Origin of the sequence: Curtobacterium sp. L1-20 (assembly GCF_048755855.1) — a bacterium.
Lineage (GTDB): Bacteria > Actinomycetota > Actinomycetes > Actinomycetales > Microbacteriaceae > Curtobacterium.
Genome location: NZ_CP151473.1, coordinates 173,206 through 196,219, shown reverse-complemented (window position 1 = coordinate 196,219; position 23,014 = coordinate 173,206). Strand labels below are relative to the sequence as shown.

Sequence of the window (23,014 nt, the reverse complement as noted above, 5' to 3'; positions counted from 1 at the left end):
CGCGCTGGACCGACCGCCCGGGTCACCCGGGGGACACGACCGCTAGGCTTGCCGGGTGAGTGAAGTCGAGATCGGTGCTGGCAAGCGCGGACGGCGGGCGTACGCGTTCGACGACATCGCGGTGGTCCCCTCCAGGCGGACGCGTGACCCGCAGGACGTCAGCGTGCAGTGGTCGATCGACGCGTTCACGTTCGAGTCGCCGATCCTGTCGGCGCCGATGGACTCCGTCGCCTCGCCGGCCACGGTCATCCAGATGGGTCAGCTCGGCATGCTCGGGGTGCTCGACCTCGAAGGGCTGTGGACCCGCTACGAGGACCCGACCCCTTACTACGACGAGATCAAGGCGCTCACCGACGGCAACGTCACGAAGCGCATGCAGGAGATCTACTCCGAGCCGGTGAAGGCCGAGCTCATCACCGCGCGGCTCGCCGAGATCCGTGCGGCCGGCGTCCCCGTCGCCGGGTCGCTCAGCCCGCAGCGCACGCAGGAGTTCTCGCAGACGGTCGTCGACGCCGGTGTCGACCTGTTCGTGATCCGCGGCACCACCGTGTCGGCCGAGCACGTGTCGCAGAACACCGAGCCCCTCAACCTCAAGAAGTTCATCTACGAGCTCGACGTCCCGGTGATCGTCGGCGGCGCATCCACGTACACGGCGGCGCTGCACCTCATGCGCACCGGTGCGGCGGGCGTGCTCGTCGGCTTCGGTGGCGGCGCGGCCTCCACCACCCGTGCGGCGCTCGGCATCCACGCGCCGATGGCCACCGCCGTCGCGGACATCGCCGGCGCTCGCCGCGACTACATGGACGAGTCCGGCGGCCGGTACGTGCACGTCATCGCCGACGGCGGGCTCGACACCGCGGGCGACGTCGTGAAGGCGATCGCGATGGGCGCCGACGCCGTGATGCTCGGCACTGCGCTGGCCCGCGCGGCCGAGGCGCCGGGTGGCGGCTTCCACTGGGGTGCCGAGGCGCACCACCCGGAGCTGCCCCGCGGCCGTCGTGTCGAGGTGGGCACGATCGCCCCGCTCGAGAACGTCCTGCACGGCCCGACGCCGACCTGGGACGGCCGCGCGAACATCGTCGGTGCCCTGCGCCGATCGATGGCGACGACCGGATACTCCGACGTCAAGGAGTTCCAGCGAGTAGAAGTGGTCGTGGCGCCGTACCACCGGAACTGACGGTGGCACCCGCACTCCGGCGCGGGTGACGCCTCGGCGTCACCGCGACACGGAGGCGACGATGGCGAAGTCCAGCACCAGCACGTCCAGCGCGACCCGGCCCGCCCGGGCGGAGCACACCGCACCGGGGGTGGGGTTCGACCCGTCGGCGAAGCTCGGCCCGGACGAACGCGCGGCCGCGATCGAGACGCTGAAGACCAAGGAGCTCGACGTCCTGGTCGTCGGCGGCGGCATCGTCGGCGCGGGCAGTGCCCTCGACGCGGTGACCCGCGGGCTCAGCGTCGGCATCGTCGAGGCCCGCGACTGGGGATCCGGCACCTCGAGCCGCTCGTCGAAGCTCGTGCACGGCGGCATCCGCTACCTCGAACAGCTCAACTTCGCGCTCGTCCGCGAGGCCCTCATCGAGCGCGGTCTGCTCCTCCAGCGCATCGCCCCGCACCTGGTGAAGCCCGTGCGCTTCCTCTACCCGCTCAACCACCACGTGTGGGAGCGGTTCTACATCGGCATCGGCATGGCGATGTACGACGTGTTCAGCTGGTCCGGCGGCCGACCGCCCGGGGTGCCGCACCACCGGCACCTCAGTCGCAAGCAGGTGTTGCGGAACATGCCCGGCCTGAAGAAGGACGCCTTCGTCGGCGGCATGACCTACTACGACGCCCAGGTGGACGACGCCCGCTACGTCGCGTCGCTCGTCCGGACCGCCGCGTCGTACGGGGCGCTCGCCGCAGCCCGGGTCCGGATCGAGGGCTTCATCAAGGTCGGGGAGCGGGTCGTCGGCGCACACGCGCACGACATCCAGACGGGCGAGAAGTTCGACATCCGGGCGAAGCAGGTCGTCAACGCGACCGGTGTCTGGACGGACGACACCCAGGCGATGATCGGCACCCGCGGCCAGTTCAAGGTGCGGGCGTCGAAGGGCGTGCACCTCGTCATCCCGCGTGACCGCTTCCAGTCGAACACCGGCATGATCCTGCGCACCGAGAAGAGCGTGCTCTTCGTCATCCCGTGGGGCCGTCACTGGCTCGTCGGCACCACCGACACCGACTGGTACCTCGACAAGGCGCACCCGGCCGCGACGGCCGCGGACATCGACTACATCCTCGAGCACGTCAACAAGGTGCTCGCGGTGCCGCTCACCCGCGAGGACGTCGAGGGCGTGTACGCCGGCCTCCGCCCCCTGCTGGCGGGGGAGTCCGACCAGACGTCGAAGCTCAGCCGCGAGCACGTCGTCGCACACACCGTCCCCGGCCTCGTCGTCGTCGCCGGCGGCAAGTGGACGACGTACCGCGTGATGGGCAAGGACGCCATCGACGAGGCGGTCGCGGCGATGGACGGCAAGATCCCGGCGTCGACGACCGAGGACATCCCACTGCTCGGCGCCGAGGGGTACCCGGCGGCGTGGAACCGGCGCGGGCGCACGGCGCGCAGCTTCGGCGTGCACAAGGTCCGGATCGAGCACCTGCTGAACCGGTACGGCACGCTCGCCACCGAGGTCCTCCGGCTCGTGAAGGACGACCCGTCGCTGGCCGAACCGCTGCCGGGTGCCGACGACTACATCGGTGCCGAGGTCGTGTACGCGGCGTCGCACGAGGGAGCCCTGCACCTGGAGGACGTCCTCGCCCGGCGCACGCGCATCTCGATCGAGGCGTGGGACCGCGGCGAATCGGCCGCCCCCGTCGCCGCGAAGCTGATGGCGGACGTGCTCGGCTGGGACCAGGAGACCACCGAGAACGAGGTGTCGAACTACCTCAAGCGGGTCGCGGCCGAGCGGGAGTCGCAGCTGCAGCCCGACGACGAGTCGGCGGACCGCGTCCGCCTCGAGGCGCCGGACATCGCGTTCGGCTTCGACGAGGACGACGTGGTCGTCGGCGGCGGCCGGTCGAGCGGCGCGGAGGGCGCGAAGGCGTCCGACGAGCAGGTCGTCGGCGAGAAGACGAGCGAACCCGAGTAGGGACCACCGGACGGGAGGCGCGTGGCGGCCCCGCCCCGCGCCTCCCGTCCGTCAGCTGGTCCCGCCAGTCCGCGGGACGCGACCTCGGCGGCAACTCGCAGCGCTACTCCGCTGCGAGCTGCTGCCGACGTTGCCTCCCGAGGGTGCGGACCATCGTCACGAACAGGACGCCCGGGATCGCGACGAGCGCTGCGAGGCTCGTCACGTACAGCACGCCGGCCCAGATCGTGTGCGCGCCGCCGTCGGTCGGCCACGAGTCGGCGACGTCCATGCCGAGCCAGAAGCCGGACTGGAAGGTCGCGACCGCGCCGGCGGCGAGGACGCCCAGGTGCAGCACCGCGATCACCGACGCGGGCAGTCGTGCCGCGAGTCCCACGACCGCCGCGGTGAGGGCCAGCACCACCCCGATCGACGCCACGACCACGACGCCGATGACGTCCTGCGTCACGTCGTTGCCGACGTCGACCCGCGCGTAGATCTGCTCGAGCGACTGCCCGGGTACCGCCGCGAGCGGGTCGAGCACGAGCGCGTTCACGGCCAGCAGCGCCGCGTACGCCGCGACGACCACCACCCCGACGACGGCGACGACGATGCGGACGGACCCCCGAGTGTTCCCCATGGCACGACCGTAGCGTGCGGAATGCGCGAGACCACGCGGTGGTTATCATCGGGGTACTCATCAAGGGAGCCATCATGGTCGACGTCCATCGCGTCAAACTCCCCGGAGTCGGCGTGCTGCACAGCTTCTACACCGACGACGGTGGCAAGTGCGGTGTCATCACGCACCGGTCGGGGCACTCCGACCTCATCTCGTTCGCCGACGTCTCCGACGGCGCGGACAAGTCCGAGAAGGTCTCCCTGCGCCTCAGCGAGGACGAAGCGCACACCCTCGCCGAACTGCTCGGCGGCACCCGCATCACCGAGGGCCTCGACAAGCTCGACGAGATCCCGGGCCTGTCCATCGACTGGTTCTCGGTCGACTACGACGACGCGATCGCGGGCAAGCCCCTCGGCGACCTGCACGACTCCGGCTTCATCGGCCTGACGGTCGTCGCGGTGGTCCGCGGCGACAGCGCGAACCCGGCGCCCTCGTCGGACTTCGTCGTGTTCCCGGGCGACACCATCGTGGTCGCCGGGTCCCCCGAGAAGGTCGCCAAGGCGTTCTCCTTCTACCGCAGCGGACAGCTCGCGGCCGCGGCCGCCGAGGCGCCGCCGAGGAGCTGACCCGGTGCACCTGGGTGGTGAGCTGCTGACCATCGGCGGCCTGTTCCTCATCGCCTACGTCCTCGGACGACTGGGCAAGACCATCGGCCTGCCCGCCATCCCGATCTACATGGTCGTGGGGCTCATCGCGAGCCCGCACACGCCGTGGATCGGGTTGAACGTCGAGTCGCACACCATCGAGCTCATCGCGACGTTCGGGCTGATCCTGTTGCTCTTCAACCTCGGGTTGGAGTTCGACCAGGAGGAGTTCTACGGCAACGCGGGCAAGCTCCTGGTGTCCGGCGGCACGTACGTCGCGATCAACATGGGCGTCGGCTTCGCGTTCGGGTTCTCGCTCGGCTGGGGCACGCGCGAGGCCCTCATCATCGCGGGCATGACGGCGACCTCGTCGAGCGCGATCGTCACGAAGCTGCTCATCGAGCTGCGTCGCCTCGCCAACGACGAGACGCCCATGATCCTGGGCGTCACCGTGATCGAGGACGTCTTCATCGCGATCTACCTGGCGATCGTGTCGGTGGTGCTCTCCGGCGACACGAACGTCTGGGCGGTCGTCGGCAAGCTCGCCCTGGCCTTCGGGTTCCTCATCGTGATGTTCACCCTCGCCCGGTTCGCCGGCAAGTGGGTGTCGAAGATCTTCGCGACGCGCGACGACGAGCTGTTCACGGTGTTGTTCTTCGGGCTCGCGGTCATGTTCGGCGGCATCGGCGACCTGCTCGGCGTGACCGACGCGATCGGCGCGTTCGTGATCGGTCTGCTCTGCGGTGCGACCCGGTACCGCGACCGCATCGAGCAGCTCGCGCTCCCGATGCGCGACGTGTTCGCGGCGTTCTTCTTCGTGAACTTCGGTCTCGGCCTCGACCTGTCGACGTTCGGCGAGGTCCTGTGGCCCGTGCTCGGTGCCATCGGCATGACCGTCGTGCTCAATGCGGTCGCCGGCCAGCTCGTCGCACGGATGAACGGCTTCTCCGTCCAGCAGGGCATCAACACCGCGGTCATCCTCGTGAACCGCGGCGAGTTCGCGCTGATCCTCGCGACGCTGTCGGCCGCCGCCGGACTCGAAGCGCGCATCACGGCATTCGCCGGGCTCTACGTGCTCGTGATGGCGATCCTCGGGCCGCTCCTCGCCGTCAACTCCGACCGGATCGGGCGTCTGGTCGTCCGCCCGGCCCGTGTGGCGCACCTGCGGTCGCGGCTCCGTGCGCGACTGGGCCGGTCCGGCAGCACGGTACCCGCCGGGCCGGCGCTCGACGAGGCCGTCGACGCCGCGGCCGACGCCGGTGTCGCGGACCAGGACGCCGCCGCTGCCGCCCGACGGGCCGAGCGGGACCGGCAGTTCGCGGAGGAGTTCGCCCTCGTGGAGGCGGCGGGCAGGGAAGAGCGCGACAATGGGTCACCGGAGCCGGTCGACGAACCCGTGACCTCGTCGGTCGAGATCCCCGCCGAGCGTCCCGAACGCCCGGTGCGACAGCGCGATCCGGAGTACTGATACAGATGTGGGCCGTAGCCCGACGACCGAGGTGGATCGCGCTGCTGTTGCTGGCGCTCGTGCTGGCAGCGGTGTTCGCGGGACTGGGCAAGTGGCAGCTCGAGCGCAGCATCGCCAACGGCAGGCCGCTCCCGGCGACCACCGAGACCCGCAAGGCGCTCGACGACGTGACGAAGCCGATGCAGCCGACGACGGAGACCCTCGCGGGGCAGAAGGTGGCCGTCAGCGGCACCTTCGTCGCCGACGACACCACCGTCCTGACCGGCCGGAGCGGCGGCGGGACCTACCAGACCGTCGGACACCTGGTCGACAGTGTGTCCGGCGCGAGCCTGCCGGTCGTGATCGGCTGGTCGGACGACCGCAGCGCCGCCGTCGCCGGTGGTGACCGGATCGCGGACGGACAGCGGGTGACGGTCGAGGGGCGCTACTACCCGGCCGAGTCGCCCGACCAGGACACGTACGACAAGGGCGAGTACTCCGCGGTCGCGCCGGCCCGGTTCGTCAACACGTGGAAGACCTTCGACGACCGGATGTACCTCGGGTACGTGGTCGCCGACGGCAGCACCGCGAAGGCCGCGGACCTCGGCACCATCGCCGACCGGGCCCCCACGCGCGAGGTCCAGTTCGACTGGCTCAACCTCTTCTACGCGATCGAGTGGGTCGTCTTCGCCGGGTTCGCCGTCTTCCTCTGGTACCGCTTCGTGAAGGACGCCTGGGAGCGTGAACAGGAGGACGAGCGCGACGCCGCCCTCGCCGCCGAAGCCGCTGCGCTCCGACGGTAGGATGGCGGATATGGCCCTGACCGTCCGTACCCGCGACATCCCGAAGATCCCGGGCGCGGTGAAGTGGTACCGCGTCTCCGCGTACATCACCGGTGTGCTGCTGCTGGCCCTCGTGATCGAGGTCATCATCAAGTACACGCCGCTCCAGCTCGAGATGCAGCTCGGCAACGGTCCGTTCTTCGTGCCGAACGGCACCGCCGGCGAAGCCCCCGGCACGTTCAACCTGTCGATCGCGATCCTCATCGCGCACGGGTGGCTCTACGTGCTGTACCTGTTCACCGACTTCCGCCTCTGGAGCATCATGCGCTGGAGGCCGTCCCGCTTCCTGCTCATCGCCCTCGGCGGCATCATCCCGTTCATGTCCTTCGTGGTCGAGCACCGCATGCAGCAGAAGGCCATGGACACCTACCACGAGCTGATCGCTGCACAGCAGCGTGAGAAGGAGGCCGCTCGGTGAGCGAGACCGAACAGCGTCCCGTCCTCGTCGTCGACTTCGGAGCCCAGTACGCGCAGCTCATCGCGCGTCGGGTCCGCGAGGCGAACGTCTACAGCGAGATCGTCCCGCACTCGATGACGGCAGACGAGATCCGCGCGAAGGACCCGGCGGCCATCGTGCTGTCCGGTGGCCCGTCGTCCGTGTACGAGGACGGCGCGCCCGCACTCGACGGTGACATCCTCGAGCTCGGCGTCCCCGTGCTCGGCATCTGCTACGGCTTCCAGGCCATGGCGTCGGCGCTCGGCGGCGAGGTGGCGAACACCGGCCTCCGCGAGTACGGCGCGACCGACGTCACGCTGGTCCCCGGCCCGAGCACGCTGCTCGGCGACCAGCCCGGGTCCCAGGTGACCTGGATGTCGCACGGCGACTCCGTCGCGAAGGCTCCCGAGGGCTTCGAGGTCCTCGCCTCGAGCGCCTCGACCCCGGTCGCCGCGTTCGCGTCCGACGAGCGCAAGCTCTACGGCGTGCAGTGGCACCCCGAGGTGAAGCACTCCGTGTACGGCCAGGCCGTGCTCGAGAACTTCCTGCACCGCGCCGCCGGCCTCCCCGGCGACTGGAACTCGGCGAACGTCATCGAGGAGCAGGTCGCGCGCATCAAGGAGCAGGTGGGCTCGGCCCGCGTCATCGCCGGACTCTCCGGCGGGGTGGACTCGGCCGTCGCCGCGGCCCTGGTGCACGAGGCCGTCGGCGACCAGCTGACCTGCGTCTTCGTCGACCACGGGCTCCTGCGCGCCGACGAGCGCAAGCAGGTGGAAGAGGACTACGTCGCCTCCACCGGCGTCCGGCTCGTCACGGTCGACGCCGAGCAGCAGTTCCTCGACGCCCTCGCCGGCGTCAGCGACCCGGAGCAGAAGCGCAAGATCATCGGCCGCGAGTTCATCCGCACCTTCGAGGCGGCGGCCGAGGCGCTCGTGCTCGAGGCGAAGGCCGACGACGACGCGGGCGAGGTGAAGTTCCTCGTCCAGGGCACGCTCTACCCCGACGTCGTCGAGTCCGGCGGTGGTGCCGGCACGGCGAACATCAAGTCGCACCACAACGTCGGCGGGCTGCCCGAGGACATGACGTTCGAGCTCGTCGAGCCGCTGCGCACCCTGTTCAAGGACGAGGTCCGCGCGGTCGGCCGCGAACTCGGCCTGCCCGAGGTCATCGTCGGCCGCCAGCCGTTCCCCGGACCGGGGCTCGGCATCCGCATCGTCGGCGAGGTCACGAAGGACCGCCTCGAGCTGCTGCGCGCGGCCGACAAGATCGCGCGTGAGGAACTCACCGCGGCCGGCCTCGACCAGGAGATCTGGCAGTGCCCCGTCGTGCTGCTCGCCGACGTCCGCTCCGTGGGCGTCCAGGGCGACGGCCGCACGTACGGGCACCCGATCGTGCTCCGTCCGGTCTCGTCGGAGGACGCCATGACCGCCGACTGGACACGCCTGCCCTACGAGACCCTCGCGAAGATCTCGAACCGCATCACGAACGAGGTCCCGGACGTGAACCGCGTCGTGCTCGACGTCACGAGCAAGCCGCCGGGGACGATCGAGTGGGAGTAGTCCTCCCGCGCTGACGGGGCCCGGCACGCATCTCGCGTGCCGGGCCCCTTCGCGTCCGGGCCTCGGCCCGCCGTCCGCCGTCTCCCGTTCCGCCGAGATCGCACTTCGTGCCGGATCGGCGGCCTTGTCGCCCGCCGAAGTGCGATCTCGCGCGCGCCGTCGCCCGCCGAAGTGCGATCTCGCGGGCGCCGGCACAGCCCGGCACGGGAACGACGAAGGGCCCCGGCGTGTTCGCCGGGGCCCTCCGAGTCGGAGCCGCTAGTTGCGCTGGCTGCTCGCGATGATGGCGAGGATGCGCAGGATCTCGAGGTAGAGCCACACGAGGGTGACGATGAGCCCGAAGGCCGCCGTCCACGCGTAGATCCGGGGAGCGCCGCGCTCGACACCCGTCTTGATCTGGTCGAAGTCGAGGATCAGCGAGTACGCCGCCATGACCACCACGAAGATGCCGATCAGGACGCCGAGCGGGATACCGAAGAGCGTCACGCCCATCAGGCCGAACGCGGTGCTCGTGACGCCGGTCCACATCAGGACGAGGTTCACGAGCGAGAACGCCATGTACCCGACGATCGCGATGAGGAAGAACCGGGTGGCCTTCGGGGTCGCGCGGACCTTGCCGGAGCGGAACAGCAGCAGGGTGATGAAGAACACACCGAGCGTGCCGAACACCGCCTGCGCCACGATGCCGTCGCTCTGCGGGAACGCCGTCTGGAAGTAGTGCGAGATCCCGCCGACGAAGAGCCCCTCGAAGAAGGCGTAGGTCAGGATCAGCCCCGGCGACGGCTTCTTCTTGAAGGTGTTGACGAGCGCCAGCACGAAGCCGACGACCGCGCCGACGATCCAGACGATCGGGGGCAGGTTCCAGCCGGCCACCGCGCCGACGACGAGCACGCCGAACGCGAGGAGCGTCTTGACGATGGTGTCCTCGTACGACATGCGGTCGGTGTCGACCGTGTTCGCCGCGGGGCGGTCGTACATGTACTGCAGCTGCTCGGGGGTCATGCCGCCCTGTGCCTGCTGCGGGGTCTGTCCCCAGCCGGCCTGCTGCTGACCAGCGCCGCGTCCACCCCAGGTGTTCGGCCCCTGGCTGTTGAAGGCGGGGGACTGGTCGAAACCGGGCTTGAAGGCCATGGTGTCCTCTTCCTTGGAGATTCGAGTCCTCTCAGCCTAGGGGCGCTCGGTCGCGGAAGGCTGAGGATTCGCGGCGAGCGGACGCGGCCCCGGAGGGCCTCGACTCCGCGAGCCTATGGGGATCCGCTGCACGTGCGCCGCGAGGACGTCGAGAAGCAGCCGACCGTCCGGCGCCCTCGCGGGGAGCCGCCGAGCGCCCGGCGCGGGCGGCGGGGCGGACCGGCACCGCGCCTCCCGGCCCGGTCGCCGGATGGACCCACGTGACGAGCGCGACGGAGATCACCATGAGCAGGAACCAGGCCACGATCTTGGTCGGCGCGACCGGCTGCCACGCGGCCGCCTGTGCGGGGTAGGACCACGCGCCCGCCCAGGTGGCGACGTTCTCGGCCAGCCAGATGAACAGCGCGACGAGGCCCATCGCCACGAGCACCGGCATCCGCAGCACCGACCGGTGCACCCGCACGTGCATCGTCGTGCGGGCGAAGAGCGCCACCACGGCCGCGAGCAGCGGCCACCGGGCGTCCCACACGACGTGGTGGGCGAAGAAGTTGCCGTAGATCAGAGCGGCGACCACGACGAGCAGCCACTGCCGCGGGTAGCGGTCGAACCGCAGGTCGAACAGCCGGTGGACCCGCACCATGTACGAACCGACGGCGCCGTACATGAAGCCGGAGAACAGCGGGACGCCGAGGACGACGAGCACACCGCCGGGTTCGTAGGTCCAGGAGCCGGCGTGGGTCTTGAAGACCTCCATGACGGTGCCGACGACGTGGAAGAGCAGGACGACGCGGAGCTCGCGGACGGTCTCCAGCCCGAAGACGAGCATCCCGAGCTGGAGCAGCACGGCGGCGACGGTGAGCAGGTCGTTCCGCACCGCCGCCGGGACGGTCAGGTGCGCCACCGCCATTGTCGCGAGCAGGAGCGCGCCGAAGGTGCACGCCCACGCCTGCTTCGCGCCGAACACCAGGAACTCGGTGACGACGACCCGGGCCGGCCGGTGCGGCTGGTGGCCGGCGTCGAGCACCCGTCGGGCGGCGCGGTCGATGCGGTGTTCGACTGCGGTGGAGAGGGATCGGACGGTCACACCGAGAGCGTCCGACGCGGGCCTGGGAACCGGAGGCTGCGAGCATCCAGATGTGTCGCCCGACACACGGCGGTCCGCGGTCACCCGGGATCGGTACGGTACGGCCATGACCCTGGTGATCGCCCACCGTGGCGCGTCCGGCTACCGTCCCGAGCACTCGCGGAGCGCGTACGAGCTCGCGGTCGAGCTCGGCGCCGACGCGATCGAACCGGACCTGGTGCCGACGAAGGACGGCGTGCTCGTCCTCCGGCACGAGAACGAGGTGTCCGGCACGACCGACGTCGCGGACCGTCCGGAGTTCCGCCACCTCCGGACGACGAAGACGATCGACGGGCAGACCCTGACGGGCTGGTTCACCGAGGACTTCACGTGGGACGAGCTGCGCACGCTCCGCACCCGGGAACGCCTGCCCGCCCTGCGACCCGGGTCCGCCGAGCACGACGGCGAGGAACCGGTCCTGCGGCTCGAGGACCTGCTCGGCATCCTCGACGGCGCGCCGCGTCCGGTGGGGCTCGTGGCCGAGGTCAAGCACGCCGACCACTTCGAGCGCGCGGGCATCCCGATGGGCCAGCTCGTCGACACGGCCCTCGGTGCCGCCGGGTGGCGCGGTGACGAGCGGCTGACCGTCGAGTGCTTCGAGAAGGGGGTGCTCCGCGACCTGCGGGAGCGCGGCACCGGTGGGCGGCTCGTGTACCTCCAGGAGGCGCGGGGCAGCGCCGCGGACGAGGTCGCCTCCCACGGGTCGCTGGCCCCCACCTACGCGGCGGAGCGCTCCGAGGACGCGCTCGCCGCGCTCGCGACCGAGTTCCACGGGATCAGCGTCGCGCTGCCCACGCTGATGGCCGGCGTCGACAGCGTGGCGCTCGAGGACCCGGCGCCGGTGCGGAGCGCGATCGTCGACCGGGCGCACGACGCCGGGCTCGCTGTCTACACCTGGACCCTCCGGCCCGAGAACCGCTTCCTGCCCGCACCGCTCCGGCGGGGTGGGGACGTCGCGGCGTTCGGCGACTGGGAGCGCTGGTACACGTCGGTCGTCCGGACCGGGGTGGACGGCGTGTTCGCGGACCACACCGACCTCGCCGTGCTCGCCCGTTCGGCTGTCGGGGGTCGCGCCTAGACTGTCGCGGACATGACGATCGTGCTGGACCCCTTCGACTCCGCGCCCGACCAGGGTGCGGGCGCCCGTGCCTACGAGGACCCCTTCACCGCGGGTCTGAACCCCCAGCAGAAGGAAGCCGTCGAGTACCGCGGCGAGTCGCTGCTCATCGTGGCGGGTGCCGGGTCCGGCAAGACGAGCGTGCTGACGCGCCGCATCGCGCTGCTGCTGGCCAACCGCGAGGCCTGGCCGTCGCAGATCCTCGCGATCACGTTCACGAACAAGGCCGCCGCCGAGATGCGCGAGCGCGTCCGTGCGCTCGTCGGGCAGGAGTCCGACGGCATGTGGATCTCCACGTTCCACTCGGCCTGCGTGCGGATCCTCCGGCGTGAGGCCGAGCGCTTCGGCTTCCCGCAGTCGTTCACGATCTACGACTCCGCGGACTCCCGCGCGCTCCTCAAGCGGATCATCAAGGAGCTCGAGGCGGACTCGCTCGGGCTGACCGTCGGCGCAGCGGCCTCGAAGATCTCGAAGCTCAAGAACGAGCTGCAGGACATCGACACCTACGCCCGGAACATCAACGCGAACGACCCGCAAGAGGTCATGTTCACCGAGGTGTTCCGTCGCTACACGAACGAGCTGCGCCGGGCGAACGCGTTCGACTTCGACGACCTGATCGGCCAGACGGTGTTCCTGTTCCGGGCCTTCCCGGACGTCGCCGCCCTGTACCAGCGCCGGTTCCGGTTCATCCTGGTCGACGAGTACCAGGACACGAACCACGCCCAGTACGCCCTCATCCGCGAGCTCACCCGGCCGGTCCCCGTCGAGCAGGTCGACAAGCTCGAGGACTCCGGGCAGCACGTCGCCCGGATGCGCGAGGCCGACGGGTCGATCGCACCGGCGTCGCTGACCGTCGTGGGCGACTCCGACCAGTCCATCTACGCGTTCCGCGGCGCGGACATCCGCAACATCGTCGAGTTCGAGCGGGACTTCCCGAACTCGAAGGTCGTCCTGCTCGAGCAGAACTACCGATCGACCCAGAACATCCTCGACGCGGCGAACGCCGTCATCGCGAACAACTTCGACCGGCAGGCGAAGAACCTGTTCACGGACGTCGGCGCCGGTGACAAGATCGTCGGCTTCACCGGGTACACCGGCCACGACGAGGCCCAGTTCGTCGCCGACGAGGTCCAGCGCCTTCACGACGACGGCATGGACTACCGCGACATGGCCGTGTTCTACCGGACGAACTCGCAGACCCGTGCGCTGGAGGAGATCTTCATCCGTGCGGCGATCCCGTACCGGGTGCTCGGCGGCACGAAGTTCTACGAGCGTGCCGAGATCAAGGACGCCATGGCGTACCTGATCACGGTCGCCAACCCCGCCGACCCGATGGCGCTCCGCCGGATCCTCAACGTCCCGAAGCGCGGCATCGGCGCGGTCACCGAGACGACCCTGCAGCGCTACGCGGACGAGCACGAGACGACGATGCGCGACGCCCTGCGGCACGCCGACGAGCTCGGGTTCGGGCCGAAGGTGCGGAACGCGATCACGGCGTTCGCCGCGCTGCTCGACGACGTCTCGTCGCGTGCCCAGACCCAGCCGGTCGTCGACACCCTCACGCAGCTGCTCGACGGGTCCGGGCTGCTCGAGAACCTCCGGAAGTCGCCGGACGCGCAGGACGCCGCCCGTGCGGACAACATCGACGAACTCGTCGCGGTGACGCGGGAGTTCCAGAAGAACAACCCCGAGGGCACGCTGTCCGACTTCCTGACCGAGGTCTCGCTCGTCGCCGCGGCGGACGAGCTCGACGACTCCTCGGGCACGGTGTCGCTGATGACGCTCCACACGGCCAAGGGGCTGGAGTACGACGCCGTGTTCCTCACCGGCGTCGAAGAGGACCTGCTGCCGCACCGGATGTCCGCGAACGAGCCCGGCGGCCCCTCGGAGGAACGCCGGTTGTTCTACGTCGGCATCACCCGCGCGAAGAAGGCGCTGTTCCTGTCGCTCGCGATGACCCGTGCGCAGTTCGGTGACGTCAACGTGGCGATGCCGTCGCGCTTCCTGCAGGAGATCCCCGAGGGGCTCATCGAGTGGAAGCAGTCCCCGGGCATGGCGAACAGCCGCGGTGGGACCGAGCCGCGCGCCATCAACGCGCGTCGTGGCGCCCCCGGATCCGGTGGTCCCGGCGGTGGCGGCGGTGGCTACCGTGGCGGTGGTGGTTGGGGCGGTGGCTCCTACGACCGTGCAGCGGCGGCGGCCAAGACCCGGCCGAAGACCGAGTGGGCGAACCGGGTGTCCGGGCAGGTGCGCGACAACGGCGACATGGAACTCGCCGCCGGCGACCGCATCTCGCACGTCGACTTCGGCGAGGGCACGGTCTCGGCCGTCACCGGTCAGGGTGCGAAGCGCATCGCCGAGATCGCGTTCGACTCCGCCGGTCGCAAGAAGCTCCTCATCAAGATCGCGCCGATCGAGAAGCTCTAGCCCTACGGCTGCAGCTGCGCGACCGACCACGCGTCGCCGGCGTGCACGTACTGCAGCCGTCGGTGCATGCGGTCGCGGCTGCCGTGCCAGAACTCGACGACGTCGGGTTCGAGGCGCCACGCCACCCAGCCCTCGGGCCGCGGGACGTCGTCGCCGGACTCGTCGAGCAGCGCGTTCGCGTCGTCGATGAGGTCCTGCAGGGTCCGCGGTTCGAGCACGGCGGACTGGTCCGCGATCGCGGTGGCGGCGCGCGACTTCGGGGAACGGTCGGCGAAGAGCGCGTCCGACTCGTCATCGGGGAGCTGCACGACGCGGCCCTCGAAGCGGAGCTGCTGCATGGTCTCCCGCCAGTAGACCTGCAGTGCGGCGTGCGGGTTCTCGGTGAGCTGGCGGCCGGTCGGGCTGAGCGTCGAGGTGCCGAAGACGAGCCCGCGGTCGTCGAGCCGCTTGACGTCGACGGTGCGGGCGGTGACCCGGCCGTCGGCGCCGGCGGTGGCGAGCGTCATCGACATCGGTTCGGCGACGTCGCCGTCCTGGGCGGCGTCGAACCAGGTGCGGGCGACGGTGAACGGCGACGCGGGCGGGTCGGTGAGCTCGGGGAAGGCGAAGGACGTGTCGCCGGACAGCGGGGCGGAGGACATGCCCCCAGCCAACCGCTCGGCGGCGCCGGACGCTCAGCCTGCCCGGTCAGCGGTGCGCGTACCGGCGCATCGCCCGCAGCAGCAGCGGGCCGGGCAGGCGGAGCGCCCACCCGGGGACGACGCCACGCACGGCGCGCACGAACGCCACGGAGCGGCGGAAGCGGCGCTGCTCACGCGGGCCCCACGGGAACCCGTACTGGGTGCGCAGGGCCTCCGGCAGCATGCCGACGGTGACGACGCGCACGAGCGGCATCGCCGCGCGCACCCACAGCGGGGCGAAGCGCGGGTGGAGGAGGTCGCGGACGACACCGCGGGCGTCGTCGGTCACGCTCAGCGCGCCGAGCGCCGTCGACCAGTAGGCGTCGAAGGCCGCCACGGACGCCGGCCACCGGTCGGCCGGCACCCGGAGCGCCGTGCCGATCGGTGCGTACGCGGCGAGGACGGCCTCGGCGCGGGCGGCGTCGACGGGTTCGCCGAACAGCTCGTGCGCCCGTCGCGCCGAGTCGAAGAGGGTCGCCGCGACCCAGAGCTGCCGGTCGACGTCGTCGGCACCGGCGACCGGTCGGTGCGCGCGGTCCACGAACGAGGCCGCGACGGCCGCGTCCGCGTCGGTGCCGATCACGACGGCGTAGACGAACATCAGGGTGTGGGCCAGCCGCTGCTGCGGTCGTCGGGCGAAGTCGGAGTGCCGACGGACACCGGCCGCCACGACGGGGTCGGCGATCTGCAGCAGGATGGCGCGGCCACCCGCAGCCACGGGGGTGCTGTCGGCGAGGAACCGACGGAGGTCACGGTCCGCGACGCGACCGGGGGACGGACGGGAGGGACGGTGCCGGTGGTGTGCCGCGCCTCCCGGGTGCGACCGGGTCACGACCGCTCGTGTCGGCGACGGTCCCGCAGGACGGCGGACAGGTCGACGGCGACCGCCGCGACCAGCGCCACGGCGCCGCCGACGAGGGACGGCGCCAGCACCGCGAGGTCGGCGTGGACCCCGGTGCCGGTGGCGAGGAGCGTCGCGACGAGCCAGATCGCCGGGAGCGGCCAGCGTCGGGCCGGCGCTCCCGCGACCACGGCACCCACGACGGCGACCACCAGCAGGGGCAGCCATCGACCGACCGGCTCCGAGCGGGCCACGAGGTGGGAGGAGGCGGCCACGAGCAGCATGACGGTGACCGCGACGAGCCGAGCCGCCGCGGGCACGCGACGGACCTCGGCGTGGAGACGGCGGAGCACGGCCCGATCGTAGCGAGCCGTGCTCCGTGGGACCCGTGTCAGAGGGGGCCGGAGCCGTCCTCGGTGGCGAGGTCGCGGCCGTCGTCGCCGTCGTGCTCGAAGGTGTCCGGGGAGCCCTCGCGGGGTGCGCCACCGGTCGGACCGTCGTCGGTGCCGTCGCCGGGCTGCGGTTCCACCGTCTCGCCGGCCACGGCGTCGTTCGTGACGGTCTCGAGGGCCTCCTCGCGGCCGTCCGTCTCGTACGGGCCGGTGTGCTCGGTGTCCACGTCGTCGTCGCGGAACTCGTCGGTTCCGTCGTTCGGGGTGATGCCGGGGTCGCTCACTGCGCGCTCCTGTCGTCTCGGGGAGTCCTGTCTACGCCGCCGGCCTGCGGACCGGTCCGGGTGCCGGGTGCCGGGTACGGACCGTCCCGGGCCGCCCGGGTGCGCTCGGGGGACACCGTTCACCCGGACGACACCTCCGGGCCACCCCGACGAGGCACACTCGCCGTGCTCGGGGGAGTGGAGCGCGGTCGCCGACGGGTGGTCGAGCGGCCGCGCCTCCCCCCGACCGACTGGTCAGACCCGCTCGAGCAGGTTCCGCTCCTCCACGTCGGCCAGGCCGAGCGTGCGGTAGCCGGCGGACTCGAAGAAGACCGTGATCCGGTCGTCCTCGGTGCTCATGACCGTGCCGCGACCCCACTCGGCGTGCTCCACGGGGGCGTCCGGCGGCCACGCGGCATCGTTCGAGCCGTCGGCGGCGTGGACCTCGTCCTCGGTGGCGGTACCGGCCGAGCAGGTGTCGCAGTTGCCGCAGGGTTCCGCGAGCTCGTCGCCGAAGTACCCGAGCAGGAACTGGCGACGGCAGCCGAGCGTCTCCGCGAACCGGCGCATCATCTCGATGCGGGACTCGTCGACGCGCTCCCGCTCCTGGGCGTGCTCGCGGGCGCGGGCGGCGGCCCCCTGGGCGTCCGCCGGGGCGTCGGGCGCTCGCCGGAGCCCGTCCCGGCCGTCGACCAGGACCCCGGCGTCGAGGAGGGCGTTCGCGGACCGACCGGCGGTCCTCGCCGCGAGGCCGGAGCGCTCCGCGAGCTCGGATCGGGCGACGGCACCGTCGGCGGGCACGGCGTCGAACACCGCGCGGAGGGACGCCGGCCGGGGGGAGCCGGACGCGAAGAAGCGGCGGAGCCCGAGGTCCTCGGAGCGGTAGTGCAGGGTGGCGACGCCCGGGTCGCCGTCACGGCCGGCACGTCCGACCTCCTGGTAGTAGGCGTCGATCGACTCGGGCACGTCGGCGTGCACGACGAACCGGACGTCGGGCTTGTCGATCCCCATGCCGAACGCGCTCGTGGCCACGACCACGTCGATGTCGCCGTCGAGGAACGCGTGGTGCACGGCCTCGCGGTCCCGCACCCGCAGGCCCGCGTGGTACGGCTTGGCCCGGCGTCCTGCCTCGACCAGCTCGTCGGCGTACACCAGCGTCTCCGCGCGGGTCGCGACGTACACGATGCCCGCGCCCTCGAGCGAGACGACCTGCTCGACGACGGCCTCCTGCTTCGCGTCCGCGTCGGCGTGCCGCACCACCTCGAGCCGGAGTTCCGGTCGGTCGAAGCCGGTGGCGAGCACGAGCGGGTCGCGCATGCCGAGGCGCTGCTCGATCTCCGCGCGCACCGGCGAGGAACCGGTCGCGGTCATCGCGAGCACCGGTGGGCGCCCGAGACGCTCGACGACCTCGCCGAGGACGAGGTAGTCCGGGCGGAAGTCGTGCCCCCACGAGGACACGCAGTGCGCCTCGTCGACGGTGACGAGGGCGACGCCGGTCTCGCGGAGGCGGTCGACGACCTCGTCCTTCGCGAGCTGTTCCGGGGCCAGGAAGACGTAGCGCGCGTCCCCCCTGGCGACGGCGTCCCACGCCTCGTCGAGGTCGCGGCGCGCGTGCGTCGCGTTGATCGTGACCGCACGCGGCGCGTCCGGGTGGTCCTCGAGCCCGACGACCTGGTCCTCCTGCAGGGCGACGAGCGGCGAGACCACCACGACCGCTCCCTCGAGGGCGAGACCGGCGACCTGGTAGATCGCGGACTTGCCCGAACCGGTGGGCATCACGGCGAGGGCGTCACGCCCGGCGAGGACGGCGTCGACGACCGTCTCCTGTGCGGGGCGGAGGTGCCAGCCGAACACGTCGGTGGCGCGGGAGCGGAGTGCGGTGTCCATCGAGTACACCGTGCCGACCACTCGCTGGGGTCGTCCTCGGGATGCGCGCCGCGGACGACGGGCCCCTCGGGACGCGACTCGGGACCCGCGCACCGGACGTCCACCGACCAGCGCTAGGCTCGGGTCCGGCCGTTGTCTCGACATCGAGCGACCCTCGATGGTGAGTGCGCGACCGGGAAACCGATGCCGATCGCACGAACCGTGCGGGAAGAAGAACAGCGTGGATCTTTTCGAGTACCAGGCCAGGGACCTCTTCGAGTCCTACGGCGTCCCCGTCCTCCAGGGCATCATCGCCGACACCCCGGACGAGGCGAAGGCGGCGGCGGAGCAGATCGGCGGCGTGGTCGTCGTCAAGGCGCAGGTGAAGGTCGGCGGTCGCGGCAAGGCCGGCGGCGTCAAGGTCGCGAAGACCCCCGACGAGGCGTACGAGCACGCGCAGGCGATCCTCGGCCTCGACATCAAGGGCCACACCGTCCAGCGTGTGATGGTCGCCCAGGGCGCCGACATCGCCGAGGAGTTCTACTTCTCGGTGCTGCTCGACCGGGCGAACCGCTCCTACCTGTCGCTCACCAGCGTCGAGGGCGGCATGGAGATCGAGCAGCTCGCGGTCGAGAAGCCCGAGGCGCTCGCACGGGTCGAGGTGAACCCCCTCACCGGCATCAACAAGGAGGCCGCGCTCGAGATCGCGGCGCAGGCGAACTTCCCCGCCGAGCTGCAGGACGCCGTCGCCGACGTCTTCGTGAAGCTCTACGACGTGTACGCCGGTGAGGACGCCACCCTGGTCGAGGTGAACCCCCTCGTCCGCACCGGTGACGGCCGGATCCTCGCGCTCGACGGCAAGGTCTCGCTCGACGAGAACGCCGACTTCCGCCACGAGGCGCACGCGGCCCTCGAGGACACCGCGAGCGAGGACCCGCTCGAGGCCAAGGCGAAGGCCCACGGCCTGAACTACGTGAAGCTCGACGGGCAGGTCGGCGTGATCGGCAACGGCGCCGGACTCGTCATGTCCACGCTCGACGTCGTCGCCTACGCCGGTGAGCGCCACGGCGGTGTCAAGCCCGCCAACTTCCTCGACATCGGCGGTGGTGCGTCCGCCGAGGTCATGGCCAACGGCCTCGACGTCATCCTCGGGGACCCGCAGGTGAAGAGCGTCTTCGTGAACGTGTTCGGCGGCATCACCGCCTGCGACGCCGTCGCGAACGGCATCGTCGCCGCACTCGGCATCCTCGGCGACGCGGCCACCAAGCCGCTCGTCGTGCGCCTGGACGGCAACAACGTGGACGAGGGTCGCCGGATCCTGGCGGAGGCGGCACACCCGCTCGTCACCGTCGCCGCGACCATGGACGATGCGGCCGAGAAGGCCGCCGAGCTCGCCGCGGCCGCGGCGTAAGGAGCACCAGAGCAATGTCGATCTTCCTCAACAAGGACTCGAAGGTCATCGTCCAGGGCATCACCGGCGGCGAGGGCACGAAGCACACCGCGCTCATGCTCAAGGCCGGCACCCAGGTGGTCGGTGGCGTCAACGCCCGCAAGGCCGGCACCACCGTCACCCACGGTGACGTCGAGCTCCCCGTCTTCGGCTCGGTGCGCGAGGCCATCGACACCACCGGTGCCGACGTCTCGATCGTGTTCGTGCCGCCGGCGTTCGCGAAGGACGCCGTGATGGAGGCCATCGACGCCGAGATCCCCCTCGTCGTCGTCATCACCGAGGGCATCCCGGTGCAGGACTCCGCGGTGTTCTGGGCGCACGCCAAGGCACTCGGCGGGAAGACCCGCATCATCGGCCCGAACTGCCCCGGCATCATCACGCCGGGCGAGTCCCTCGTCGGCATCACCCCGGCGACGATCACCGGCAAGGGCCCGATCGGTCTCGTCTCGAAGTCCGGCACGCTGACCTACCAGATGATGTACGAGCTCCGTGACCTCGGCTTCTCCACCGCCATCGGCATCGGCGGCGACCCCGTCATCGGGACGACGCACATCGACGCGCTCGCCGCGTTCGAGGCCGACCCGGAGACCGAGGCCATCGTGATGATCGGTGAGATCGGCGGCGACGCCGAGGAGCGTGCGGCCGATTACATCAAGGCGCACGTCACGAAGCCGGTCGTCGGGTACGTCGCGGGCTTCACCGCGCCGGAGGGCAAGACGATGGGACACGCCGGCGCGATCGTGTCCGGTTCCGCCGGCACGGCCGAGGCGAAGAAGCAGGCGCTCGAGGCCGCCGGCGTGAAGGTCGGCAAGACGCCGTCCGAGACGGCCGCGCTGCTGCGCGAGGTGGTCGCCGCGGCGAGGTGAGTGGACACGCTGCGACCTGCTGAGGACGCTGCCGGGAGGCGCGGTGCCGGCTGGCACCGCGCCTCCCGTCGTCCGCGGTGCCGGACGTTCTCCACAGGAGCCGCGCGGCTGCCCCGGGTCGGGCGCGCGGGCACGTATCCTCGCTGCGATGAACCGCCTGGGAACCGCACTGCTCGCCGCCATCGAGGCGGTCGTGACGGTCGGCGTCGGCCTCGGGATCGCCCTGGTCCCGCTCACGCTGCTCTGGGGCTTCGAGTACGGCCTGCAGATCGACTGGGACGTCTTCTGGAAGGCCACGGGGAGCGTCTGGCTCGTCGGGCACGGCGTCGACGTGTCCTTCCTGCTCGGCGCCGCGCTGGCGAAGTCGACCGGGGTCAGCGGCGCCGCCGACCCCATCCACGTCACGCTCGCCGCCCTCGGGTTCGCGATCGTCACGGCGTGGCTCGCCGGCCGCGCCGGACGCCGCTTCGCCGAGACCGAGCACCGGACGACCGGGCTCCTCGTCGGCACGGCCGTCGTCGCGGCCCTCGGCCTCGCCGTCGCGCTGTCCACCCGCTCCGCCGCGGTGCAACCGACGCTCTGGCAGGCGGTCGTGCTGCCGGCGCTCTGGTTCGCGGTGCCGGCCGTCGTGACGTCCGAGGTCTGCCGGCGGCGGCGTGGTCTGCCCGCCGACCCGGTCACCCAGCGCGCCCTCGACCTGGTCGACCGCATCCCCGCGACGTGGCGCGCGGTCGCGGCGTTCGGGCTCCGGGCCGGGACGGCCGCGACCGCCGCGGTGGTCGCCGTGGCCGGCGTCGTCGCGGCCCTCCTGCTCTTCACCTCGTTCGCCGAGGTCATCTCGCTGTACGAGCGCTCGCACGCCGGGGTCGTCGGCGGCATCGCCCTGACCGTCGGGCAGCTCGCCTTCCTGCCGGACTTCGTCGGCTGGGCGACGTCCTGGCTCGTCGGACCGGGCTTCGCGATCGGGACCGGGTCCAGCGTCTCCCCGATCGGGACCACGCTCGGGCCGATCCCGGGTCTGCCGGTGTTCGGAGCGCTGCCGGTGTCGGGGCACACGTTCGGCCTGGTCTGGGTGCTCGTGCCCGTCGTCGCCGGGTTCGCCGCCGGTGGGCTCCTGCGCCCCCGGCTCGTGGCGGCGCTCGGCAGTGCGAACTCCGCGCTGCACCGGGCGCTCGGGGGCGTGGCGGCCGGTCTCGTCGCCGGGGTGCTGGCGGGGCTCGTCGCGTGGCTCACCTCGGGGTCGTTCGGCCCCGGACGGCTCGCCGACGTCGGCCCGCACGCACTCGTCGTCGGTGCCTTCGCCGCGCTCGAGGTCGGTGTGCCGGCGGTCGTCGCCCTCGCCGCGGGCACCGACCTGGTCACGCTGCCCGACCGCCCGTGGGCTCGCGGGCGCTGGCACGAGTCCGAGGACGAGACCGACGCCGTCGTCGCCGAGCACGAGGGGTCGCTCCTCGCCGCCCTCGACCAGGCCGGTGCCGGCCGGACGACGAACGTGCACCGGTTCGTGGTCGAGGAGACCCACGGTGGGTCCGGATCCGGATCCGGATCCGGGTCGCGTGCGACGCCGTCGGCGAGCATCGACCAGCCGACCGAGCCGATCGGCGACGACGACGGCCACCTGGCGCACGACGACGAGCCGGCGCGCGACGTCGCCCCGGCACGCGACAGCGCCCCGGGTCGGGCAGCCCCGTCGGCCTCCCACGGGTCGACCACCGACGAGCCGACGGTGCGGCAGGACCCCGACGCGGACGTCGAACTGCCGGCCTGGGCGCGGACCGACGTCGTGGCCGCGGACCGCGTGTCCGGTGCACCGCGATCCGCGCGCAGCGGCGTCGGCGCGATCCGTGACCGCCTGCGCGACGCAGCGGACGGCGTGCGTGGACGAGCCGGTGAGCTCCGCGACCGGGTCACCGGTGCCGACGTCGACCGCGACGACCACCGCCCGTCCGGTGCCGCACCCGTGCCCACTGCTCCGGGTACCGAAGCGCAGCCGGCGTTCCCGTGGAGCACCGAGGAGTTCGTCGCCGGCCGGGACGACGTCGACGAGACCGGTGCCGTCGACCAGCCCGCCGCGCGTCCGGACGACGCCGGACCGCGGCGTCCGACCACGCCGACCCGGCAGTGGGACGCGACCGACCAGATCCCCGAGGACGAACTGCCCTGGTGGCGCCGTCCCAAGGGCGACCGGTAGCGCCGACGGACCG

20 protein-coding genes are annotated in these 23,014 nt (G+C 71.7%); 12 read left to right on the top strand and 8 right to left on the bottom strand.

Annotation, left to right across the window (positions count from 1 at the left end):
- The first annotated feature begins 55 nt into the window (after positions 1-55).
- Entirely contained in the window at positions 56-1,177 is a 1,122-nt protein-coding gene (locus tag AAEP86_RS02375; protein ID WP_420368967.1) for a GuaB3 family IMP dehydrogenase-related protein, read from the top strand.
- A gap of 61 nt (positions 1,178-1,238) precedes the next feature.
- Positions 1,239-3,128 (top strand): glycerol-3-phosphate dehydrogenase/oxidase, encoded by a 1,890-nt coding sequence (locus AAEP86_RS02370; protein WP_420368966.1) that lies wholly within the window; start codon positions 1,239-1,241, stop codon positions 3,126-3,128.
- Positions 3,129-3,231: 103 nt separating this feature from the next.
- On the opposite strand, the gene AAEP86_RS02365 is transcribed toward AAEP86_RS02370, so the two are convergent.
- Positions 3,232-3,747 (bottom strand): hypothetical protein, encoded by a 516-nt coding sequence (locus AAEP86_RS02365; RefSeq protein ID WP_420368965.1) that lies wholly within the window; start codon positions 3,745-3,747, stop codon positions 3,232-3,234.
- A 74-nt stretch (positions 3,748-3,821) separates the two neighbouring features.
- Between AAEP86_RS02365 and AAEP86_RS02360 the strand changes: the two genes are divergently transcribed.
- The 5 genes from AAEP86_RS02360 to guaA are packed head-to-tail and all read left to right on the top strand — an operon-like array spanning position 3,822 to position 8,654.
- Positions 3,822-4,352, top strand: a complete 531-nt coding sequence (locus tag AAEP86_RS02360; RefSeq protein ID WP_420368964.1) for a cation:proton antiporter regulatory subunit — start codon at positions 3,822-3,824, stop codon at positions 4,350-4,352.
- Positions 4,353-4,356: 4 nt separating this feature from the next.
- Positions 4,357-5,838, top strand: coding sequence for a cation:proton antiporter (locus AAEP86_RS02355; protein WP_420368963.1), 1,482 nt, complete (start codon positions 4,357-4,359; stop codon positions 5,836-5,838).
- A 5-nt stretch (positions 5,839-5,843) separates the two neighbouring features.
- Complete coding sequence (locus AAEP86_RS02350; protein ID WP_420368962.1) at positions 5,844-6,620, top strand: SURF1 family cytochrome oxidase biogenesis protein; 777 nt, start codon at positions 5,844-5,846, stop codon at positions 6,618-6,620.
- 10 nt (positions 6,621-6,630) lie between these two features.
- Positions 6,631-7,077: a DUF3817 domain-containing protein gene (locus AAEP86_RS02345; protein ID WP_194651048.1), complete on the top strand. Its 447-nt coding sequence runs from the start codon at positions 6,631-6,633 to the stop codon at positions 7,075-7,077.
- Entirely contained in the window at positions 7,074-8,654 is a 1,581-nt protein-coding gene (gene guaA / locus AAEP86_RS02340; RefSeq protein ID WP_420368961.1) for a glutamine-hydrolyzing GMP synthase, read from the top strand. Before AAEP86_RS02345 ends, guaA begins: the two co-directional genes overlap by 4 nt.
- A gap of 258 nt (positions 8,655-8,912) precedes the next feature.
- Here guaA and AAEP86_RS02335 read toward each other — a convergent pair whose 3' ends face one another.
- Positions 8,913-9,785: a Bax inhibitor-1/YccA family membrane protein gene (locus AAEP86_RS02335; RefSeq protein ID WP_420368960.1), complete on the bottom strand. Its 873-nt coding sequence runs from the start codon at positions 9,783-9,785 to the stop codon at positions 8,913-8,915.
- 31 nt (positions 9,786-9,816) lie between these two features.
- Complete coding sequence (locus tag AAEP86_RS02330) at positions 9,817-10,869, bottom strand: DUF817 domain-containing protein (RefSeq protein ID WP_420368959.1); 1,053 nt, start codon at positions 10,867-10,869, stop codon at positions 9,817-9,819.
- A 106-nt stretch (positions 10,870-10,975) separates the two neighbouring features.
- Between AAEP86_RS02330 and AAEP86_RS02325 the strand changes: the two genes are divergently transcribed.
- Positions 10,976-11,986: a glycerophosphodiester phosphodiesterase family protein gene (locus AAEP86_RS02325; RefSeq protein ID WP_420368958.1), complete on the top strand. Its 1,011-nt coding sequence runs from the start codon at positions 10,976-10,978 to the stop codon at positions 11,984-11,986.
- A gap of 12 nt (positions 11,987-11,998) precedes the next feature.
- Positions 11,999-14,452 carry an ATP-dependent helicase gene (locus AAEP86_RS02320; protein WP_420368957.1) on the top strand — a complete coding sequence of 818 codons (2,454 nt, stop codon included), beginning with the start codon at positions 11,999-12,001 and terminating at the stop codon, positions 14,450-14,452.
- A gap of 2 nt (positions 14,453-14,454) precedes the next feature.
- Here AAEP86_RS02320 and AAEP86_RS02315 read toward each other — a convergent pair whose 3' ends face one another.
- From AAEP86_RS02315 to AAEP86_RS02295, 5 genes are all read right to left on the bottom strand, one after another.
- Positions 14,455-15,093 (bottom strand): pyridoxal 5'-phosphate synthase, encoded by a 639-nt coding sequence (locus AAEP86_RS02315; protein WP_420368956.1) that lies wholly within the window; start codon positions 15,091-15,093, stop codon positions 14,455-14,457.
- A 46-nt stretch (positions 15,094-15,139) separates the two neighbouring features.
- On the bottom strand, positions 15,140-15,964 hold the full coding sequence (locus AAEP86_RS02310; RefSeq protein WP_420368955.1) for an oxygenase MpaB family protein: 825 nt from the start codon (positions 15,962-15,964) through the stop codon (positions 15,140-15,142).
- Complete coding sequence (locus AAEP86_RS02305; protein WP_420368954.1) at positions 15,961-16,326, bottom strand: hypothetical protein; 366 nt, start codon at positions 16,324-16,326, stop codon at positions 15,961-15,963. The genes AAEP86_RS02310 and AAEP86_RS02305 overlap by 4 nt, the downstream gene beginning before the upstream one ends.
- 38 nt (positions 16,327-16,364) lie before the next feature.
- Complete coding sequence (locus tag AAEP86_RS02300) at positions 16,365-16,649, bottom strand: hypothetical protein (RefSeq protein WP_420368953.1); 285 nt, start codon at positions 16,647-16,649, stop codon at positions 16,365-16,367.
- A gap of 234 nt (positions 16,650-16,883) precedes the next feature.
- On the bottom strand, positions 16,884-18,515 hold the full coding sequence (locus AAEP86_RS02295) for a RecQ family ATP-dependent DNA helicase (protein WP_420368952.1): 1,632 nt from the start codon (positions 18,513-18,515) through the stop codon (positions 16,884-16,886).
- A 220-nt stretch (positions 18,516-18,735) separates the two neighbouring features.
- On the opposite strand from AAEP86_RS02295, the gene sucC reads away from it, so the two are divergent.
- From sucC to AAEP86_RS02280, 3 genes are all read left to right on the top strand, one after another.
- Positions 18,736-19,905, top strand: a complete 1,170-nt coding sequence (sucC, locus tag AAEP86_RS02290; RefSeq protein ID WP_420368951.1) for an ADP-forming succinate--CoA ligase subunit beta — start codon at positions 18,736-18,738, stop codon at positions 19,903-19,905.
- A 14-nt stretch (positions 19,906-19,919) separates the two neighbouring features.
- Positions 19,920-20,810 carry a succinate--CoA ligase subunit alpha gene (gene sucD, locus AAEP86_RS02285; protein WP_420368950.1) on the top strand — a complete coding sequence of 297 codons (891 nt, stop codon included), beginning with the start codon at positions 19,920-19,922 and terminating at the stop codon, positions 20,808-20,810.
- Between the two features lie 148 nt (positions 20,811-20,958).
- Positions 20,959-23,001 carry a DUF6350 family protein gene (locus AAEP86_RS02280; protein WP_420368949.1) on the top strand — a complete coding sequence of 681 codons (2,043 nt, stop codon included), beginning with the start codon at positions 20,959-20,961 and terminating at the stop codon, positions 22,999-23,001.
- Positions 23,002-23,014: the final 13 nt, after the last annotated feature.